Raw genomic sequence first — 16,893 nt, 5'->3', positions numbered from 1 at the left:
CGAAAAACCGTTGGATTTGCCCCCTCCTTCGAAGACATCTAAAAGGTGTTGCAGCGGGTTCTTGTCAACGACACCTGAAGCATCGACCTCTGCTTCGAAAAGGAGCTCGCTAAGAGTAGATGTTACTACGATCAACACGCAGTTCTGCATTACGCCCCTATGCACCTAGAAAAAACCGCATGGCAAAGCTTGTATAGAGGGGTGGGGCACAATCAAACAGCATGAAAAAATTCCCGAACGGCTCCGGAGCCATTCGGGAATGAAAAAAGACTCATAACGAATTATTTCTCCATGTCGAACCGTATCTCGCCGATGTCGATCCGGCCGTATACGACCTCGACTTCAGGCCGGCCGTTGACAAGCGAAACCGTACCGAATCCCGTTGCCGTCGAAAGGAACGTAGTAAAATCGCCTTTGACACGCGGCACAATATAAAGCACCCGATCCACCGCATCGTAACGGACCCCCGTCAATGCCTGCAACAATGAATAACTCGACAATGCCCGGGCATACCAACTTCCACATTCGTATTCATTGAACGGATTACGGACCCTCCCATCGTAGCGATTACGACATACGCGGACAATCTCCAGCCCCTTTTCGACCTCTCCCACAGCAATCAGATGCGCCGCAACCTGATACTCAATGCCGCTCCAGACTTCGTTGCTATAGACGAACGGAAGCTGAGGTTTACCCCCTTTAGGCCAGCTACATAACAACAATCCCCCATCTTTGCCCAGTGCATAAGTTGTCCGCTGCGGATTTATGTGGTTATAGAGATCTCGACGCAGATTGTATTTGTGAACCGCACAGAGATGGCTTCGCACCTTCCCGGGATCGAGTATTCCGTCCAATCCCGCAGCCCAAGCCATCCAGCTTCCGATCACTCCGTCCGACAGACAGCCGTGGCCGTATTGGTATTTGGGTCCTTCGGCATCAAGAATCTCGCGGGCCTCTTCGGAATAGGTGCTATGGAAAGTCATCGCCTGTGTCGGATCGGGAGCGTCGAGCTCCCGCCACATCACCCGCTGAGCAAAATATTCGCCATCGTAAAGCCGATCTTCGAGGTAACGCACGCTCTTCCCGAGCAACGCATCGTAGCGTGAAGTATCGTGACCGAGAGCTTTTCCGATCGTTGAGATTGCATTGAGCGCCTCGGCATAGATGCTCGTACACATACCGTCAGGCCCCCAGAACTCGATGTCATAGGTATTGTGGTGCGGTTCTTCGAGTGCCCCCGTTTCGCGCGGGTCCCATGTACGGATACAGTAGTCGATACTTTGTACGAGAAGCGAATATAACCCGGCAATCCATTTCTCGTCGCCGCTGATCCGCCAGTCGCGGTAGGCTTTCAAAATCCCGCCGAGCTGTCCGTCGGCCGCAGCGTGGAAGTCGTGGCGGGTAGGACGTATGGGAAGGTTATTCCGAAAAACCTGATGTCCCTCACTATTTTGCCCGACCAAAAATTCCGTCTCGCGCAGCGTACGCTCCATCGCAGGAAAAAGGTGCGGCAATGCCTGAGCATAGTTCCAGACATGGGTGCACGAACCGTGACAACTGCCCCATGTATCGCCGCTCCCCTCCCAATTCCACATCCGGCCGTCGTGTTGCCGCCATACGGTGGGCGATTTCAGGATCGTGAGATTCGCCGCTACGGCTTCGATCACTTCGGGAGGCAGGGTCGAACTGTAAAATGCCTCGGTGAAACTTTCAGTTTCGCTCTTCAGACGGCCGTAGTTGTTCAACCAATAATCGCACACTGACCGGATGTCGGGGAAGCGATGCCCGTACCACGGTTCATAGACAGTTGGATAATTTTCATATTGGGCCGGATTGTACTTCACTCCGCGATCGGCGTCGGTCTCGGCATCGGGGCCGTAGTTTATACCGGAATAGGGAACATACCACACCATGTGGAGACGGATCGTATGTGATTCACCGGGACCAAGTGTGAACGGAATATAAAGCGATGCCCCCGGAGCACCCTCTTTGGGAGGATTCTTACATAGCGTTCCCTGTTCAATATCATTCCATGCCATCGTGGCTGGATCCCACCATTGGCCACGGAACCAACTATGGTTCACTACAGTTGTCGTATCGTCGGTAAAGATCGCAAACTGACGATGTTCATAGCGCGGTTGGTTTCCGGGACGCTGTGTTAGAACGAATCCGTTCTCGATCGGTTCGATCGATCCCTGCGCTTGGTGGTTGCGATGGGCGAAATTACTACTGTTGTATGAAAATACAGCCTCCACCTCTTTTGCCGAATTGTTGGTAAAATGGTATTCGAGTGTTCCGGCAGGTAGCCCTGAATCATCTTCATTGGTGGGAATGAAAGGGCTCCATGCTGTGATCTCCGCATCCAAAGGCATATCATCATCCGAGAGTTCGATGTGTGCAAAAGGGAACCGTGCAGTAAAGCGAGTGCGATCAAAGCGCGGAAAGCCCCATGCCGGATTGCTGATGCCGAGTGTAGCTCCCCGTTGACCGTACTTTTTCCACTCAGGAACATTGCCTTCTATTACCTTCGAGCCGTTTTCTTGGCCTTTAACATGCAAAGCTGCGAACATCAACGGTTCATTGAAAAGTTCCGGAACATGGTGAATAGACATGTGGGAGATCGTCCCGTTCCCTTCAATACAGAACATACCCGCACCCATACCGCCGATGGGAAAGGCGATACGCGAGAGATACTCACCCTCATAGGGGGCATCGAAAGCCCGACCGTCGGATTCATCGCCGCATGCCGGTGCCGACAATAGGGCAAAGAGTGGAATAAAGGATCGAATGACTATTTTCGGGAACATGGGGCTTAAGGATAAACGGTTTTATCTCGATCACACGTTAACTTACCATTTTCGTAATTAAGTTCAGCCATTTGCAGGAAGCTGATTTTCTGATAAATTTCATCGCCGGCTTCGTGTGTCCCCGGATTGTAGCCAAGGAACGGCTGCACATGGTAGACGATGAATGCCCGATCATCCTTGATAAGAACACTCGGATGGCGAGCCCGTGTATTGTCGGCGAAACGCTTACCCGGTTCATACATGATAATCCCCTGATATTCCCAGTTCACAGCATCTTTCGAACGATAGACGGCCAAGCCTTTGTGCGGATCGGCAACGATCCAGAACCAGCCCTTCCAGCGGAAGGCGAAAGCTCCTTCCTGATAGGTATGCCCCGTCACATCGACCCGATTGATATCACCCTTAGCTAAGCCGAGCAGCTCCCAGTCGTAAAGGTTCCTGCTGCGGGCGTGATACAATCCGCCCGTCTCTTCCGTAGGACGATCCCGATACCACATTTCGTAGCCGTCACCATTACGGACGACCGTAGCATCGATCGAAATCGGAGTAGTCACTACGGCACCCTGACGTTTCCAGCCCGAGATCATATCAGTTGCCGGAGCCGCATAGTGCACGATATTGCTCGGTCCGCCCCAAACAGGCGTCGAGTCGAGTTTCACCGTCACATACATATGTGCCGTATCACCCTCGATAATGACACCGGGCGCCCAATAGGTAATCTCACTGTCAGGAGCACCACCTACTCCATCGAACGAGCAGTAACCTGCATGTTTCCAGCGGATCATGTCTTTCGACACGGCCACCCCAACCGGCGTCCCAACATACGACGATTGGTCGAGAAAAGGCCTGCGTCCCGTATAAAAGATCATATATTCTTTTGTCACGGGATTCCACACCACCTCGGGATCGGCCGGACCATGGTAATTATTGTCCATGTAGATCGGAGCCGGAACAGAGGATCTACTCTTCGGATTGCCGGCTGATGCCGTAAATATTGCAAGGAACGAGCAGGCAAGTAAAATCATGTATTTTTTCATGTCTGTTACTTTAAGAATTATTCAATACCCTCAAACGTGAACGGCACCCAAAGGGAAGCCAATCACCCAAAGGAACAGGTATAATTTCATCGGTTTCAGAATTGAGGTTTCTGCGACATATCAAGCGATGGTGTACCGTTACCTATCACCGGCCAGCCATCAATCCACTCCACTCGGTCAAGCATCAGTTTGCGTCCGCGCGGATCACGAACATCGACGGCATGGTACAGAATCCAATCGGCGCCCTCCTTGTCGGAGAGAAACTCAGCGTTGTGCCCCGGCCCCTTGAAGCGTCCGTTACCCTGCAAAACGACCTCATGCTGATTTTCAAGCATTCGCCGTCCCTGCTTATCAAGATAGGGACCGAAAAGCGAAGTCGAACGTCCGACCACTAATTTATAGGTGCTCTTGATCCCTTCGCAGCAGGCGTCGACCGAAGCGAACAGATAATAATAACCCCCTTTGCGGTGGATGTAGACCGCCTCGTAAGCATTACCCGCTATCCGGAGCTTCCCGGCGCCACGTTTGACCGAGAGCCCGTCGTGAGCGAGTTCCACCCCGTAGAGGCCATGAAAACTGCCCCAGAAAAGGTATTTGCGCCCCTCGTCCTCCATGTAGAACTGATCTATGGAATTAGCGACACCGATCTCATCGCTGGTGAAAAGCGGTCCAAGGTCCTTGAACGGACCTGACGGAGAATCGGCTACCGCCACTCCGATACCGTTCTTATGAATTTCACCCCACTTCGAAAGCGAATAGTAAAGTACCCAGCGGTTACCGATACGGTTGATGTCAGGCGCCCACATATAGCCCCCGCCGTCGATGAAACACGGGCGGCTCTCCTTAGTGAAGGCATTGCCAACATGTTCCCAAGTAGTGAGGTCGCGTGAACGCATGATCGGTACTAACCCGATATCCTGCGTAGCGTAGAGGTAGAAGAATCCGTCGCCTCCCCGGATGACGCTCGGATCGGGCAGACTGACCATGCTCACGGGATTGGTGAATCCCGTTGCGGACGGTGTTTCGACCAGTTGTGCGCGGAGTGTTCCCGTCAGTGCGACAAGTGAAACAAGCAGGAAATATTTGATGTTCATGTCCTTATTTGATTTGGATTATATAGGGAGGATCCGCCGGCTTCGGGAGTCGGCGGATTCTCCCTACAGATTACTCCTGAGGCAGATATTCCCAGAAAGTCAACTCGGTAAAAGTCAGAAAGCGGCCCTCAGCAACGCTCCAGACATCGTTTACCTTGAAGCGGATGTAACGCACCTCGGGAATATCTTCGGGGAAAAGAAACGTCTCCCCTTCGGCTACCCGGACGCGGTCGTCCTCCGAAAACTGTCCCACGGGTAACCCTGAAGGCTTCACAGACTGACATTCCATCAGCTTGGTCCAGCCCTCCCATGAGCCATCTTGCGACGGAGCATCTTTACAGCCCCAAACTTCCCACTGCTTCATGTATCCGCTCGAAAAAGCGCGGTTATCCAACGTATTACCGTTCAATCGGAAAGCCTGAAGTACGGCAGATTTACCCATATCAAAAGTAAACCATGCTGATCCGCTCTCCCAACCACCCCAACTGTGGGCATAATCGTCATTGTTAATGGTACCATTGAATGCTTTTGCGAGATCTCCTCCCCACGCGGTCATTGCCAGATCATTGTCCAGAATAACTGGCTTGAATCCCGCTTTGGGTACCATGGCGATGCGCTCGTACTTCGGGAAATAGAACGTCTCGGACTCCACCTTGAACAGATCGACCGCCGTTTCGTTTGGCAGATAATAGGTCTCGATTACATAGGCGCCCTCCGACTCCCAGTCCTCAATCGTAACACTCATGTCCGTTACGGCAATGTCTCGCCTCTGTTCAGCGCCTGCTTTGTCTCGATAGATAATGACACTTTTGTAGGAGTCTTGCAGCACACCGGTCAGCGTCACGACGACACTCTCATCATCCTGCTTCGCATTATCGACGCCGCGCGCTCGCAGCGAATTGCGATAGACATCCCCGTAGACCCGTGCGTTGAGAGTCTGTACTAACGAGGGAGTACCTTCGTTATCGAAGGTAGTGACCTCAAAAATGTAATAGCCGTCAGTAAGATCAGTAACGCTGTATTCAAACTTTTCCACAGGTTCCTGCCGCTGAATCGGAACAACGGCCTCACCATCACCCGGCTGCCAGCGAATAACGCACTCCTTGGTATCATAGCCGTACATCAGAAGACCCGTGATGAGCGCCCGCTCATCGCCCGAAAGCGCCTTGAGCGAATCAATTTTCGAAGCGTAGAGATACTCACCCTCGTCGAGATAGCCCTGTACGGTGTGGAACATATCGGTACATGCCCCACACAAAACCACAGAGACTACTGCAGCCAATTTTATGATCTGTTTCATACTCGTACTCAATTAAAGTGTTTTGTCGTCATCGACGGGATTACCCCAGAAGGTAAACTCTTGGAAATGAATGAAGTCATCACCGCCCCAAGTCTCCAACACCTTGAAGCGAAGATATCGCACTTCGGGTGCCGTGGGCGGAAATTCAAAATCTTCGCCCTTTTTCAGATATTCCCAGTCATCACCCGTGGTCTCACCCACGGGAAGTCCCGACGGTTTAAACGACTGGCAATCCAGCAATTTGGTCCAGCCCTCCCACGAACCGTCTTTCGACGGCGTGTCGGTACGTCCCCATATCTCCCAGCGCTTGAGGTTACCACGCTGATAAGCATAGCTCTCGTTGAAGAGGTGATAGAACTTATAACGGCTCAGTTTGGAGGTTTGCCCCATATCGAAAGTAAAACTCATCGGAAAAGTATCACCGCCCGGGCTGTGCACAAAGAGCGCCGGTGTGAAGTCATCGTTCCAAGCATAGGACAAACTTCCGCCCCAAGCATCACACTTGATATCATCATCTAATTTGAGTTCAACGAACTTCGACTTGTCGAGCAGACTTTCCGGAAGAGGAGTGTGTTTCTCGCTACGCATCTGCGAATGATTTCCCCAACGGTCGGTGATATAGATGTCGAACATGCGGGGCTCGGCGTCAAAACCGCGGACGAAAATACGACCGCCCTCCGAACTGGTATAGTGTACAGTGGGCTCGTAAAGATTATTATCCTCATCAAGTGTCCGTACATGAATGGCGATATTACCTTTGTCGGCATTGACAAAGTCGATGTAGATACCTCCGAAAGCCGTGCCGACATTCAGACTGTTGTAGACCGAGATGATCGGAGGCGTAAGCGGCGTTACGGAAGTCGTCACGGCTGGACCTTCGTTCTCCATCTTGTCTACGCAGTAGAGTGTAACTTCACGCGGCTGTGTATCGCCGAAGCCTTGCAGTGTCACCGAATGGTCATAACGAGAGGCGCGGGCCTCCATCAGCATACCTTCGCCCACCGTGTAGAGTGCCTTCACATAGAGCAGGTCCTTGCTTTCAGGCAGGCGGTAGGAAATTACCGCACCGCCGGGAGTCCCCTCGGTCTTGAGTACGTCCACTGCGCCCAGATCTCCCACGAGCGTATCTTCACCCCATGGATGGAGCGTATTGTCTTCCTCACAAGCGGTCGAGACTGCCGCTATGACGCCGATTACGGCCATCAATATATATTTCGTAGTTTTCATGGTTTACCAGCCGGGATTTTGTTCGAGTTTCGGATTAACGATCATATCGTAGTCTTTCAACGGCCAGAGGTTGTCACGGTAGGAATAATTACGGATATAGTAAGTACGGAGTTTGTAGTAGTCCTCCGTCTTGGCCTGCTCCACGTCCCAACTGAGCATCGGCTTGTTGAGACACTCCTCGGCGATATTCCAGCGTCGCAGATCCCAGAAACGCTGTCCTTCGAGCGCCAGTTCAATCATGCGTTCCTGACGCACGATATCGCGGAATCCCTCACAGCTCTCGGGTTTGGTGGGATTGGTCGAGTGGTTGCGCCAATCGTTTTTCACACCATCGGGGAACCCGGCGCGCGCGCGTACCTTGTCCAGATAGTAATAGCAGTCAGGCGGTGGCGTTCCACTGTCAGCAGCCGCCTCGTTCAGGCATTCGGCATAAAGCAGATAGAGATCTGCCAAACGAATGATCGGGAAGGGATACGCCCGGATAACGACAGCCCCCGGAACCATCGCATTACGATAATTGACCAGCTTCTTGGCAAAATACCCCGTCACCGAATAGTTGCGGTTACTTTTCTTACCCGAGGTTTGTTTGGCCTTGGATTGGAGGTACCACATATTGTTATCGTCCAACTTGCCGACGCCGTACCAACTCGAACCGTCGAAACCCAGCGTCGCGTAAAAACGCGGTTCTCGGTCGAAATGAAGTTTAGCCGTAGTATAGTTGGGCTGAATGTGGTATTTCTCGGCCTCGGTAGCTTGGCGCGTCTCGTAACGTGCCGAATAGTCCCAGTCCCTGTCTTCGTCGATGGGCACGCCGTTCTCCGTGTAGAAGGTCTCGGCAACAGCCAGCGTAGGAGCCAGCGTACCGTTTTTGGCATTGCCGTAACGGTCATCGGCCGAATAGTTGGCCTCGAGCCACGGCTGACTGAAGATCTGAAGGTCAACGATGCCGTTTCCGCCCACAGCAAAGAGAAGTTCCTGTGTCCAGCGTTCGGTAATCTTGCAGCGGTTGGTCAGTTCGAGCAGCGTCTCATCGCTCAGATTGTACGACGAGGTATTGTGATACTCATAGAGATCGTGTCCGGCCTCTTTGGCGCATTCGATCGCCTCGAGACACGCTTCAGCAGCCACCTCCCATTTAGTAATATCTTTTGTCTGGGAGAAATAAGGTTCGCCATCCGCATTTAGGAAGGCCGCATAAGCCGTATTGCCGTTATAGAACGGACTGGCGGCATAGGCCAGTATCTTCGCCTTGATAGCCAGTGCTGCCGGACGCGTCAGACGCCCCATATCGGATGTCGGGCTCTCGATACGCAACGGCAATGCCTCGTAGCATTCATCGATCAGTTCAACGCAATAGTCAAAGATATCATCGATCTTGTCCCGCGTGGCAAGCACCTCATCTTCACCGGCCGTCACGGGAATATTCACCTTCATCATCGGGATAGGACCATAGAGCCGCATGAGGTAGAAGTGCAGATAGGCCTTGATAACCTTCGCTTCAGCAGCCCACTGGATCTTCTCCCGTTCAGTCATATCCTTGACTGCCGAGATGTTCTCGAGGAAGATGTTGCAGTTACGCAGTCCCCTGAAAAGCGGCTTGCCATAGTTCCACCCGTTCCAAAAATCGAGCAGCGGACTCCCCGTATTCTGGCGTCCCATCGAAATCCAGAAAGTGGTCTTGTTCGAAAAATCGGTCGAGCTGTCGCTGTAATACCAAATTTCGTCGCCGACATCTATGCCGGGATCCGCCCCGATCTTACCCGCTTCGGGGATATACCAATAGAGCGTGCTCAGGTAGTTGATCGCCGAAGAACGATTGTTGAACGCGATCTCGATCGTGGCTATATTGTCGGGCACCACATCCAGATAGTCGCATGACGATACGGTCGACAGAACGCCCATGCCCAGCAAAATTGCATATATTCTCTTTTTCATGTCCGTTCGTAATTAGAATTTGACCTGTAAACCAATATTGAACCTTTTCTGAATCGGATAGCCGATTCCCATGCCTCCCATCTCAACGTCCCACATTTTGAAATTGCTGAGCGAAAAGAGGTCACTCCCACTAATATAGATACGCAGGTCTTCGATGCGGATTTTGCGTGTAAGGCTGCGCGGTAAGGTATAGCCCAGTTCAATCAACTTCAGGCGCAGGAACGATCCGTTACGCATCCACCAAGTACTTTTCTGATAGTTATTGCTGTTGTCGTAGGCTTCGGTCGCCAGACGCGGCCAGACCGCGTAGGCATTAGGATTGCTCTCCGACCAATGGCTGTCAGCAAACTCCCGGAAAAGGGCCGTTTTGCGCGTGTATCCTCCTACTCCAGCATACTTAATGGGCGGATTGTTGAAGGGAGCCATTTGCTGTGCGTCAATGAAGAAGGTTTTTCGGCCCAGTCCGTTAAAGAAAAACGAAAAGTCGAAGCCTTTGTATCCTATCGTGGCTCCGAAACCATAGTTTATTTCGGCCTCGGTCGGGAACCCAATCGGCACTTGGTCTGATTCGTCGATTTTGCCGTCACGGTTGATATCCTTGTATTTGATGTCACCGGGCATGTAGGGCCCGAAAGTCTGTGTCGGAGAGTTGGCAATGTCAGCTTCGTCGATAAACAGACGCTCGGCGACATAACCCCACTCCTGAGTCAAGCTATAGCCTATCTGCGACCGCCAAGGCAGTCCCGAAGCCGCATAGTCAGGTTCGTCGGCTACAAGGTATTCACTCGTAGCATAGGTAAAATTGGCGTTCGCCGTGATAAAGAAATTCTCCGAAAAAGAATGCTGATAGGACAGTGCCCCTTCGAAACCATGCGATGATGCACGGCCCACGTTGGCTTCGACAGAGGCTTCGAGCCCCATCGAACTGGGCAGATTGCTGCGCTCCATCAAGATATTCGAACGAGTCTCGGAAAAATAGTCCGCCTGCAGTTCGACCTTGTCGAAGAGCCGCAATTCAAGCCCGAGATTGAGTTTTCGGGCAATCTCCCAAGTAATATCACTATTGGGGTAACGGCGCACCGTAATGCCCGGACGCGTCACACTAAAATCGGTACCATACCAGACATTCTTGCTGGTATCGTTCATGTTAACATCTGAAAGATAGAAGAAACGGTCGCTCGAAATGGCGTCGTTGCCGACCAGACCGTAGGTGGCCTTAAGCCTGAGCTTGTCTATTACCGTTTCTACCCCCCCCGCCAAAATGGCTCACTGGAGACATTCCATGTCACACCGGCGGCAGGAAAGAAGCCGTAACGCTCATGACGAGCAAAACGTTCGGATCCGTTGTAACCGAAGTTAAGTTCAACGCCGTAACGCTTGTCAAACGTATAAGTAAAACGCCCCGAAAGGCCCTGATTACGGTAAGGCAGCGACTCCAGCACCGAACCGGGGTTACCGATCACCTGTTGCGTATTCTGGTAGACGAGGAGTCCGGTGACCTCATGCCGGCCGAAAGTGCGGGCATAGTCGAGAGCCGCCTCGAGATAGGTTTTCGAACTGATGTCCTTACCACCGCTGTAATCCAGATACTCGCTGCCGGTTTCGGCATTGAGCGCCGAAAGATTGTAGACGCCGAGTTCGGGATTGTAATAATCGACCTTGTAATAGAAAGGCTTGTAACTACGCGACGAATTGAAGTAGGAATAACGGGTCGTGCTGAGCAGTCCACGCACGCGTAATCCTTCGGTAATAAACTTCAGGTCCTGATTGATGTCCACCTGTGCCAACACCAGTGTGCGACTGTAATCCTGATAACCGCGCGACATAAGGGCATAGGGGTTGATATGGTTCGCACCGTCGATATTACCGTAGAGAGGATGACTCGTACTAAGGTTTCCCCCGTCCGGAGCGAATACCTTCGGATAATCGACAGGCGAGGCGTGTACGGCGTAATCGAAGAGGATGTTACCCGCATCGACCGGACCGCGGTAGTCGTCAAAATTGCCCTGAAACTTGAAGGCTACCTCGGTAGTTTTGGTAACGTTGACATTGAAATTGGTGCGAACATTGTACTTCTTAAGGTTGATATTGGTGTTGAAATTGTTCATCCCCTCATTGCGCATCAATCCGTTGTCCTGATTGAAAGTCGCCGCAAGGTAGTAGCGCGCCACCTTGCCGCCGCCGCTGATGTTGAAATTCACGCGCTGGTCCATGGCCGCAGGTTTGAACATTTCTTCAATCCAGTCCACCGCCGGATAAACATACGGATTACGGTTAGGATCCATCGTAGCGGCAATCTTGGCCTCAGAGTAAGGCAGAATGCCGAGGGGATTACGCGTCGAAACGGCCTCGTTATTGAGCCGCATATAAGTAATCGGATCAGCGATATCAATCATTCGAGTAGGCATCGACCATGTATTCTCAATGCGCACCGAGACCCTCGCCGGACCTTCACGCCCCTCTTTCGTAGTAATCAGAATCACTCCGTTAGCTCCACGCGCACCGTAAAGCGACGTAGCAATGGCGTCCTTCATGATCGAAAAACTCTCGATGTCATCGGTCTGGAGACGAGCCAGATCGTCCGAGCTGATCTCCATACCGTCAACCAGCATCAATGGACTCTTCCGATAGCCGAACGTTGTTACACCGCGAATGAAGAACTCGGAGTTGTCACGTCCGGGCTCACCGCTGGTCCGATAGGCCATCATACCCGGCACACGCCCTACGAAGGCTGCAGTAAGATTACTGCTCGGAACCTTCAGTTCGGAAGGTTTCACCGTCGTAATCGAACCCACAACACTCTCTTTCTTCTGCCGGGCAAAAGCGACGATCGTCACATTCTCGAGCGTCGAGGACTTCTGCTGCATCACGATAGTAAGCTCAAGTCGTGCTCCGACGACTACCGAAGTATTCTCCATACCGAGAAACGTGGCAACCAGCACATCCTTCGGTGCCGCCTGTATCTCAAAGAGTCCGTCGGAACTTGCAATGACGCCGCCAGCCTTACCCTGCACCTGTATGACGGCTCCAACAAGGGGCGTACCCTCTCCGTCAACAACCCGACCCTTAATAGTCGAGACCTTCGCTTGCGCAGATGCCTGCGCAGCACCGTTGCCAGCGGCACGCCCCGAAAGAGGCGCACCGGCAGTTACGGCCAGCAACAGAATCAGCAGTCCTGTTGCCGAAATGGGATTTTTAAACATAAGTTTTCGTTTTAGGCCAGTTCAAAAGATGCACTATTTGCCGCGGATCTGATTCAGCTCCCGCTTACCCACGGCTTCGCCCAACGCATTGAGCATACCGTATCCGAAGCGGTTGTCGGGCAGCAGATAATGGCCTTCGCTCCACTCGTTGAAGCAGGCGATGGTGGCGAAGCGCGGTACGTCGGGGTGGCGGTTCAGGTAGGCGAACGACGACTGTACGAAGGCTTTGAATGCCGCCGGGCTCTCATTCACGAAAATCGTGCATCCGGGCCAAGCCTTGCGGTCACCTTTCGACGGACGTACCGAAGGTTTCACATAACGCGGTGTGGAGTCCCATCCGGCACCGATAGCCGGCACATAGGGAATATCGAAATCACGATGATGTTCGGGCCAGAGTTTATAAGCCACGTCGGCTGCGGCAACGCCGTAGTCGGGCAGTTCGATCTCATTCGGCTGGAAACGCCCGGCGATCCAATCCAGCGGATTATACGACCCCACCGTATTGTAGCCGGTGGCCTTCATATTGTCCGAGCTGAAACCAGTGATATGGAAGTGGATACCCGCATGGCCCTGCTTCCGGGCAAACTCACGCAGCTCGGTGAAGAGTTTCCGAACACCCTCCTGCCCGAGCTTCTGCTCCAGCCGGCGGGCATCCCAGATGCAGATGACCGGTTTGCCGTCGATCTTCCAGTAATTCGACTGGTTGAAATAGCGGGTTACGATATAGGAAAGACTGCGGAAAGCTTCTTCATAGGAGAAATCCGGGGCGTCGAAACTGGGCGGATAGGCATTCTGACCGTTGGTTTGCTTCGTCGGATAAAGGATATACCACGGGTGGTTGGTCCACATACAGGCGAATTTCACGTCGTTCGTATTTTTTGCCTCGAGGAATCCCTCCTCCAACGCTTCGTGCAGGCAGGGCTTGCCGTCATACCAATACCAGTCCCACAGCAGTACGTCGATACCGCTGCTCTTACAAAGCCTGTTGTAAACCTCCCACGTCGAGGGCAGGCTCTCGTCCAGTTCACCCAGCAGGGGTGTCCGGGGCTGCTGATGTCCTTCGAACCAAGGGCGTGCGCTTCGGATGAGGTTGTATTCAGTCCATCCGGGGGCGTAAATTTTGTTATGAAGCGCCGAGGCGTGGTAGTTGGGGAATACATAGGCCGCAATTTCCATTCCTTCAGGCTTTTGGAGCAGTGCCGGGTCCCCCACGAGGGTTTCAAGGTCGTCCGGAAGCCGGTGTACCGGAGCCTGTTTCTGATTCTTTTTGGCTTCAGCCCCTGTAATGCCAACGAACAATGTCAGAAGCAGGAGATAGCCAAGTTTGAGAAGTGTTTTTTTCATAGCGATAGGATTAATAGATTTGGTTATTATCGAGTCAAATGCCCTCCGGCAGTCTAACGACCGTGGCGGTTATGATTGCTCTCTTTACCCAGAGCCTCGGCCAGCGCATCGAGCATACCGTATCCGAAACGGTTGTCAGGCAGCAGGTAATGGCCTTCGCTCCACTCGTTGAAGCAAGCGATAGTAATGATGCGCGGAACATCGGGACGCTGGTTCAAGTAGGCGAACGAAGCCTGTACGAGAGCTTTGAAGGCTGCCGGATTTTCGTTCTCGAGAATGACGCATGAGGGCCATTTACGCCGCTCGGGGCTGGCCGGACGTCCTCCGACAGGTTCTATGTAACGCGGAGTCGAATCCCAGCCGGGCGAAAGCGACGGCAGATAGGGAATTTCGAAACGGTCGTAGTGCTCGGGCCAGAGTTTCACGGCCACATCGGCGGCCACATCTCCGTAATCGGGCAATTCGACCTCCTGCGGCTGGTAGTAATCGGCCACCCATGTAAAGGGGTTGTATGACCCGGCCGTACTATACCCCACCTCCTTCGAATTGGGGGTGTAAAATCCCGACGAATGGTAATGCAATCCCTTGTGCCCCAGCGTGCGGGCATAAGCCTCAAGCTCACGGAAAAGACGCTTGGTTTCGGCCAACCCAAGCCGCTGTTCGAGCCGGTTGGGATCCCAGATGCAGACAACCGGCTTATCGTCGATACGCCAGTAATTCTTCAGATGGCAATAGCGTGAAATGATGTACGACAGGCTGCGGAAAGCCTCGTCATAAGAAAAATCGGGCGAGTCGAAACTGGGCGGATAGGCATTATGGCCGTTGGTCTGTTTCGTCGGATAAAGGATATACCACGGGTGATTGGTCCACATACAGGCAAACTTCACGTCGTCAGTGTTCTCCGCCTCGAGGAATCCCTCCTCAAGCGCTTCGTGCAGACAGGGCTTGCCGTCATACCAGTACCAGTCCCAGATCAGTACATCGACACCGCTCTGTTTGCAGAGTTTGTTGTAGACCTCCCACGTCGAGGGTTTACTCTCGTCCAGTTCGCCCAGCAGCGGTGTACGCGGCTGCTGGTGTCCTTCATACCAAGGACGAGCGCTGCGAATGAGGTCATACTCAGTCCATCCCGGAGCGTAGATCCTGTTATGAAGCGCCGAGGCGTGGTAATTGGGAAAGGTGTAACACGCAACGGTCAGTCCTTCGGGCTTTTGAAGCAGCGCCGGATCACCTGCAATGGCTTCGAGGTCCCGGGGCAGCGACTGCTGACGCTTCTGTGGTTGAGCCGACAAGACCGGCACGGCGTGGAGTGACAAACAGGCGGCACAGAGCAACCCCGCATAGAATTGTTTCAGTGTATTCATTTTTTAAGTTTTAAGGTAAAAGTCATATTATTCCACGACCAAGATCGGAATATTGAATAGGAAAGCCGCTTTCTTCAGTCGTTCAAGCTGATGTCCGACGCCGATGGCACAATGGTGCGAAGGCCCCGCTTTGCTCCAAGCATCCATAAATTTCCGGGCGCCGCAGGCAAACCGGTAGCGGCTGTTGGTATTGCCGATCTGCAAAGTCGGCCCCTCGACCGCTTCGCCTTCGGCTGCCAGCAGATAGATGCTTTCCCCATCCTCACAGACCGAAAGCAACGTCACAGGGCCGCGTTTCACCGACATCTGAATCGAAAGGCCCTTACCGGGCTTGCCGTGATAGACAGGCAGCGGAACAAGTCCGACACGACCTTCGGCAATCTCGAAATGAGCCGGTCCATCGTGTCCCAGCATCACGATGTCGTCGTTGAAATCCATGGCATAGAACTCCGAGAAGGAACCTCCGGCGCCCAGCAACGACAGTATCTTCATCGCCTGAGCATTCTTCACCTCACACTCCCCGGCAACGGGAACAGCTCGCCCCGTGAGCAGCGTATTCCCGGCAATCACCGAGGTGGCGATATCCTCGTAAACCCCTTCGCCCTCGTAATAGTAGGCCATCGCTCCGAGCCGATGATTCTCGACCATCCGGTCCAGCGCGACCGACGTAGCCGCCGCACGCCGCAACTCGGACTCCTCGCATTCGGGACTCACATCGAAGTTCGCACGGAACTCCCGGAGCTTGGCATCCACATCCTCTTCGGTCATTTGGTCCCGGTAACGTTTCAACTCACACATTTCCAACATCTCCATATGCGTTCCGAAGACGGCCGACTGGCGGGTGATGTCGGTGTAGACGTCGAGCATGCCCCCGTAATAGTGGCCCAAAATACCCAACCGGTTCTCCCGCATTCCCCGGAAAACCTTCGCTGCTGCAACCCAATCCCCGATCTGCTCCCAAGCCAAAATGTCTTTCAGGTAGCCGGTGACAATGTCGTAACGCAACCCGGCCCGGTTGAACACGTTGGCAATCTCGGGAACCGAGCAGGCCTGACAGTTTTCCAGCCACATTCCGGTCATCCGCCCCCGATCGCCGAGCGCATTGATCTTCTGATAGTCGATGGCAGCCGTCGGTTGCAGATTCAGCACGATGACCGGGCATCCGATACGCTGGGCCACCGGCAGGATCGTCGACGAGAGGCAATAGGTGGCCACATAGAGAAACACGAGGTCCACCTCTTTTTGCGCCAACAGCGACGCTGCCGCGAACGCCTTCTCGGGTGAATCCACCATTCCGGCATCGACGACCTCGACGTCGCCCGTCCTTCCGATTCCGGCCGCGATCTCCTCCCTGTAAGCGTTCAGATGATCGCGCAAGCCGTCAAACTGGTCCCAATATGTATCGAGCCCTGTAGCAAATAGCCCGACGCGGGCCCGTGTCGTTGTTTTTTCCATAAATACAGGCAATAAATTTTCAGCAAAGCTATGGAATTCACGGCAGGTCTCATTTCTCTCATTGATTTGATGATTTTATTTTCTGACACAAAATATTATCAAAATATAAAGGCCTATATAAATATTT

Annotated in this window: 11 protein-coding genes; all 11 read right to left on the bottom strand. The window is 53.0% G+C overall.

What is annotated here, in order from left to right:
• Window positions 1–281: 281 nt before the first annotated feature.
• The 11 genes from BN5935_RS09725 to BN5935_RS09680 all read right to left on the bottom strand — a co-directional run bounded on the left by BN5935_RS09725 (window position 282) and on the right by BN5935_RS09680 (window position 16,766).
• The gene (locus tag BN5935_RS09725; protein WP_064975939.1) at window positions 282–2,807 is read right to left on the bottom strand and encodes a GH116 family glycosyl hydrolase; all 2,526 of its coding nucleotides are present in this window, start codon (window positions 2,805–2,807) and stop codon (window positions 282–284) included.
• Between the two features lie 5 nt (window positions 2,808–2,812).
• On the bottom strand, window positions 2,813–3,844 hold the full coding sequence (locus BN5935_RS09720; protein WP_147625803.1) for a glycoside hydrolase family protein: 1,032 nt from the start codon (window positions 3,842–3,844) through the stop codon (window positions 2,813–2,815).
• A 95-nt stretch (window positions 3,845–3,939) separates the two neighbouring features.
• Complete coding sequence (locus tag BN5935_RS09715) at window positions 3,940–4,938, bottom strand: family 43 glycosylhydrolase (protein ID WP_082944097.1); 999 nt, start codon at window positions 4,936–4,938, stop codon at window positions 3,940–3,942.
• A gap of 70 nt (window positions 4,939–5,008) precedes the next feature.
• Window positions 5,009–6,238, bottom strand: a complete 1,230-nt coding sequence (locus BN5935_RS09710; protein ID WP_064975938.1) for a DUF4998 domain-containing protein — start codon at window positions 6,236–6,238, stop codon at window positions 5,009–5,011.
• 12 nt (window positions 6,239–6,250) lie between these two features.
• Entirely contained in the window at window positions 6,251–7,465 is a 1,215-nt protein-coding gene (locus BN5935_RS09705; protein WP_064975937.1) for a DUF5000 domain-containing lipoprotein, read from the bottom strand.
• Between the two features lie 3 nt (window positions 7,466–7,468).
• Entirely contained in the window at window positions 7,469–9,400 is a 1,932-nt protein-coding gene (locus BN5935_RS09700) for a RagB/SusD family nutrient uptake outer membrane protein (protein WP_064975936.1), read from the bottom strand.
• 12 nt (window positions 9,401–9,412) lie between these two features.
• Window positions 9,413–10,660 (bottom strand): SusC/RagA family TonB-linked outer membrane protein, encoded by a 1,248-nt coding sequence (locus tag BN5935_RS15660; RefSeq protein WP_262481026.1) that lies wholly within the window; start codon window positions 10,658–10,660, stop codon window positions 9,413–9,415.
• On the bottom strand, window positions 10,645–12,603 hold the full coding sequence (locus BN5935_RS15655; protein ID WP_262481025.1) for a SusC/RagA family TonB-linked outer membrane protein: 1,959 nt from the start codon (window positions 12,601–12,603) through the stop codon (window positions 10,645–10,647). Before BN5935_RS15655 ends, BN5935_RS15660 begins: the two co-directional genes overlap by 16 nt.
• A 33-nt stretch (window positions 12,604–12,636) precedes the next feature.
• Window positions 12,637–13,947 (bottom strand): glycoside hydrolase family 99-like domain-containing protein, encoded by a 1,311-nt coding sequence (locus BN5935_RS09690; protein WP_064975935.1) that lies wholly within the window; start codon window positions 13,945–13,947, stop codon window positions 12,637–12,639.
• A gap of 53 nt (window positions 13,948–14,000) precedes the next feature.
• Window positions 14,001–15,311 (bottom strand): glycoside hydrolase family 99-like domain-containing protein, encoded by a 1,311-nt coding sequence (locus BN5935_RS09685; RefSeq protein ID WP_064975934.1) that lies wholly within the window; start codon window positions 15,309–15,311, stop codon window positions 14,001–14,003.
• A 27-nt stretch (window positions 15,312–15,338) separates the two neighbouring features.
• A complete protein-coding gene (locus BN5935_RS09680) occupies window positions 15,339–16,766 on the bottom strand; it encodes an L-fucose/L-arabinose isomerase family protein (protein WP_064975933.1) in 1,428 nt (475 codons plus the stop codon).
• Between the last annotated feature and the right edge of the window lie 127 nt (window positions 16,767–16,893).

Origin of the sequence: Alistipes provencensis (genome assembly GCF_900083545.1) — a bacterium.
Classification (GTDB): Bacteria; Bacteroidota; Bacteroidia; order Bacteroidales; family Rikenellaceae; genus Alistipes; species Alistipes provencensis.
Note: the sequence above shows the minus strand (reverse complement) of the source record. Positions and strands in the feature narration are given on the sequence as shown.

Coding starts and splice junctions, on each gene's coding strand:
- BN5935_RS09725 (WP_064975939.1), bottom strand. CDS start 2,807: ATGTTCCCGAAAATAGTCATTCGATCCTTTATTCCACTCTTTGCCCTA.
- BN5935_RS09720 (WP_147625803.1), bottom strand. CDS start 3,844: ATGAAAAAATACATGATTTTACTTGCCTGCTCGTTCCTTGCAATATTT.
- BN5935_RS09715 (WP_082944097.1), bottom strand. CDS start 4,938: ATGAACATCAAATATTTCCTGCTTGTTTCACTTGTCGCACTGACGGGA.
- BN5935_RS09710 (WP_064975938.1), bottom strand. CDS start 6,238: ATGAAACAGATCATAAAATTGGCTGCAGTAGTCTCTGTGGTTTTGTGT.
- BN5935_RS09705 (WP_064975937.1), bottom strand. CDS start 7,465: ATGAAAACTACGAAATATATATTGATGGCCGTAATCGGCGTCATAGCG.
- BN5935_RS09700 (WP_064975936.1), bottom strand. CDS start 9,400: ATGAAAAAGAGAATATATGCAATTTTGCTGGGCATGGGCGTTCTGTCG.
- BN5935_RS15655 (WP_262481025.1), bottom strand. CDS start 12,603: ATGTTTAAAAATCCCATTTCGGCAACAGGACTGCTGATTCTGTTGCTG.
- BN5935_RS09690 (WP_064975935.1), bottom strand. CDS start 13,947: ATGAAAAAAACACTTCTCAAACTTGGCTATCTCCTGCTTCTGACATTG.
- BN5935_RS09685 (WP_064975934.1), bottom strand. CDS start 15,311: ATGAATACACTGAAACAATTCTATGCGGGGTTGCTCTGTGCCGCCTGT.
- BN5935_RS09680 (WP_064975933.1), bottom strand. CDS start 16,766: ATGGAAAAAACAACGACACGGGCCCGCGTCGGGCTATTTGCTACAGGG.